The sequence below is a fragment of the Bacillota bacterium genome (assembly GCA_012837285.1).
Lineage (GTDB): Bacteria > Bacillota > DTU030 > DUMP01 > DUMP01 > DUNI01.
In genome coordinates, this window is the sequence record DURJ01000135.1 from 1 (window position 1) to 3,683 (window position 3,683).

Annotated in this window: 3 protein-coding genes; all 3 read left to right on the plus strand. The window is 45.5% G+C overall.

Going from position 1 to position 3,683, the window contains the following annotated elements; genetic code table 11:
• Positions 1-985: 985 nt before the first annotated feature.
• Positions 986-1,924 (plus strand): EamA family transporter, encoded by a 939-nt coding sequence (locus tag GX016_08030; GenBank protein HHT71507.1) that lies wholly within the window; start codon positions 986-988, stop codon positions 1,922-1,924.
• 132 nt (positions 1,925-2,056) lie between these two features.
• The gene (locus GX016_08035; protein ID HHT71508.1) at positions 2,057-3,310 is read left to right on the plus strand and encodes a radical SAM protein; all 1,254 of its coding nucleotides are present in this window, start codon (positions 2,057-2,059) and stop codon (positions 3,308-3,310) included.
• Between the two features lie 191 nt (positions 3,311-3,501).
• Positions 3,502-3,683 (plus strand): hypothetical protein (locus GX016_08040; protein HHT71509.1); only part of this gene is annotated, 182 nt, incomplete at its 3' end.

The window sequence follows — 3,683 nt, forward strand, 5'->3', positions numbered from 1 at the left end:
CGTCGCACTTTGCTCGGACAAGATAGATGCGGCCGCAAATGCGAGTAATAAGTTTTAAAAATGAGGCTGGTAAAGCGCAACGAGAAAACTACGCAGGGGTGAAATAGATAATTAGTATTAAGGATTTATTCTTTGTGGGATATTTTTTGCCATCCCAAATGTAATGGAGAGGCTTTTTTGTTATTCTGAGCGCAGCCGTGAATCTTAAAGAGGTAGTGGTCTATACTATGCATTTTCTCATTCTGAATGAAATAAAGGAGCCTTTTTCTGTCATCCTGAGTGGGGCGAACCATCATTAAGGGGTGACAGCTTGCACTATGTATATATGCTGACCAATAAGCACAACAAGTTTAATACCCATTAGAATTTGCATTGTGCGAGGAGAGAATAATGATGAGAAAACCGTGCCCTTGGATATACTCTGTACGCTTACTTAAAAAACATGGGAGAAATCACAGGGATTGACGAGAAGTTAAAGATGCTCGCATTTGAAGGTGTAGTCCCCTTCGAAGAAAGCATAGCGGATGGCTCATATCCTCTTGCCGATGCCTATTATGCCGTTGTACGAAGGGACTTACCCGTAGGCCACAGCGCTAGACGTGTCATTGGTTGGCTAAAATCCGATGATGGTAAGGAGAGTACAAAAGGCTTGGGGCTTATTCCCAAACAATAAAGCGAAACTAGAGCATTATGAAAAAGTCTGCCATGCTAAAGCCTAAGGGTTATGCTGGCAGGACTTTAAAGATCATTCAGATGCTAGCTATAATATCCGTGGCCATTTGCGCCATCGTATTTTTGGTGGGCGGCCCAACGGCTGGACGCACCCCTACGATGCTTAACTCCAAGCCATATTTCATTTGTCCGGCGTTATTGCCGCCGGTTGTTATTGGATCGGTTCTCGCTGAGCCTTGGTTCCCGACCGCTTCCATCGCTATGGCTGTGGAAGCGGCCTTGCAAACTCATGCTATCGCCGAGGGGGATAATCATGCGCAGAAAAGACCTTATCCTGGCACTGTTGGTGGTAACTGTGTGGGGCGCTAATTTTACCGTGATCAAATTAGGGCTGGCTGGCGTGCCGTCTATGTTATTAGTGGCCCTACGCTACACCTTTACAGCTCTGCCAGCAATAGCCTTTATCAAGCGACCCAACGTAGAATGGTATTATTGTCTCGCTTATGGGTTAACTGTTGGCGTGGGGCAGTTTGCCTGTTTGTTTTACGCCATGGAAATTGGAATGCCGGCGGGCATTGCCTCGGTGGTTATGCAGTCTCAGGCCTTCTTTACCCTTCTTTTGGGGGTGGTGTTCCTTCGGGAAGTCATGAGACCGGAACAAGTAGTGGGCCTGGTAGTGGCCTCTGTAGGGCTTTATTTAGTAGGGAGCAACTCAGGGGTAGATGCGCTGACATCTATTCCGCCCGCAGCTTTACTTTTGACTGCCTCTGGCGCGGCTTTCTGGGGGCTGTCCAACATAATTGTCAGGCTGGCCGCGGATCGAGCCGCGTCCCGGGGAGAGCAATTAAATGGCTTAAGCCTGCTGGTATGGTCCAGCCTGGTGCCTCCACTACCTTTATTAGCCCTGGCCTTGATGCTAAATACTCCCGAAACCTTGTGGCGGGCCCTGAGCAGCCTAAACGCTCAATCCATATTTGCCGTAGTCTACCTGGTGGTTGGGGCCACCCTGTTTGGTTTTGGGGCCTGGAGCAATTTGCTGTCTAAGTATCCGGCCAGCAAAGTGGCACCTTTATCTTTGCTCGTTCCAGTAACCGGCCTGATTACGGCTCAAATTGTCCTAGCCGAGCAACTTACTAAGGTGCAATGGTTAGGAGGCCTAGTCATACTTTTTGGGCTGGCCATAGCCAACTTTGGCCAAGCATTGGCCCAGCGGTTCCAGCGCGCCGGCAAAAGGCTTACCCCGGGCGGCTAATGTTAAGTACCATGCGCTAGCCCTGACGGAATGGAAATAGATAAGTAGATGATCATGGCCTTGCCGGTTACCTTGTATTTCTGCCGTGGGTTTGGCGGCTTGGTTCCAGGAAGACCCAATAAGGAGTATATCATGCTGCTTACAAACATTATGCGAATGTATTTAACGCGTTCTTTTAAGCCATTTTGCTTTAAGGGTAAGTATAGAAATCGGCTGCCTTTTGAGAATCTACAAGATTTAGGGCTATATGTGCACATCCCTTTCTGTAGGTCATTGTGTAGTTTTTGCCCTTACTGCAAGGTAGTCTACAATAGTGAAACAGCCGCTAGGTACAAAACAGCTTTATTAAAGGAAATTGATTTGGTAGGACAATATATAAAGAATAAAAAGAGGGCGTCAAGCCTATATTTTGGCGGAGGTACACCGGCCTTAATGATCGATGATTTGGCAGACATTATTAATAAATTAAAGCGATACTTCGACATTACTGATGGCATAGGTGTGGAACTGCACCCAGATGATATCAACGAGGGAAACCTAGAGAAGCTTAAACTAGCAGGCGTCACTATGGTGAGTGTGGGAATACAGTCGTTTCACAGTGATTGTCTTCGCAAACTGGGACGATGTGGCCATTCCTTTATTGATAGGCTTAAACTTGCAAGAAAGGCTGATTTTGATGTTGTAGACGTCGACTTAATTTTTGGCATCCCTGGACAAACCGATGAAATATTAATAGAAGACATAAATACAGCTTTCCAGTGTGGGGCAACTCAGATTTCCACTTACCCTTTCATTGACTTTACTTTTGCAGATAATAATTATAAACCTTTATCTCAAAAGAGCAAAAAACGGATGCTGCAGGCTCTTACTGCTCATTGCCGGAGCATAGGACAAGATAGAACCTCTGTTTGGACCTTTGCAAATCCCGGGACGAAGAAATATTCTTCTATTACGAGAGATAACTTCTTAGGCTTTGGAGTATCTGCTACTACATTACTGCAAAGCAGCTTCAAAATAAATACCTTTTCCATCGAGGGATACATAAAGCGGGTAGAGTCCAAGCAATTGCCTACCTCCTTAACTCTGGAATTTACCGAACGGCAGAGGGCGGTATATTTCCTATTTTGGAGCGCCTACTCCATGAGTATTTCTCCCGATAAATTTGAAGCTATAGTGGGTGTTCCGCTCAAAAAAATGTTTGGCTTTGAGCTTTGGGCTTTAGAACAAATGGGCTTGATCCACAATGAAAAAGGCCAATACCGGTTGTCCGAAAAGGCGGCATATTATTATCATTATATTGAACAGGCCTATACCACTGCCTATATAGATAAAATGTGGAACATTTCCCGAAGGATTGCTTTTCCGGATGAGATTGTTCTAAGGTAAGAGCTGTGTCAACTGGAAAAGGACTTCAGTATCTGCGCGTAGGACGGGCAATCGTCAGAGCCTTTTTGAATACAATTGTTCCCATAGGCATCAGCGTACAACAATTATACGGTGCAGAAAAAGGGAGCAAAATAGCGTAATACTACTTCACTCAGGGCGACTTCAAACTGGCAAAACTCATTGGAACGATTATGAGTAAAAATCGGGTTGGCGTCGGTGACTGGTGGTATGCCCAGCGTATTAAAAAAATGATCGTGGCTAAGGAGCTTGAGATTATTTTTGTCAGGGTTCCATTAAGGGAGAAAGGTTTTACCACAAAGCTGGGGTTTATTCCTGCCAACGAAAAAACAGGCGTATCAGCGCCATATTGTTA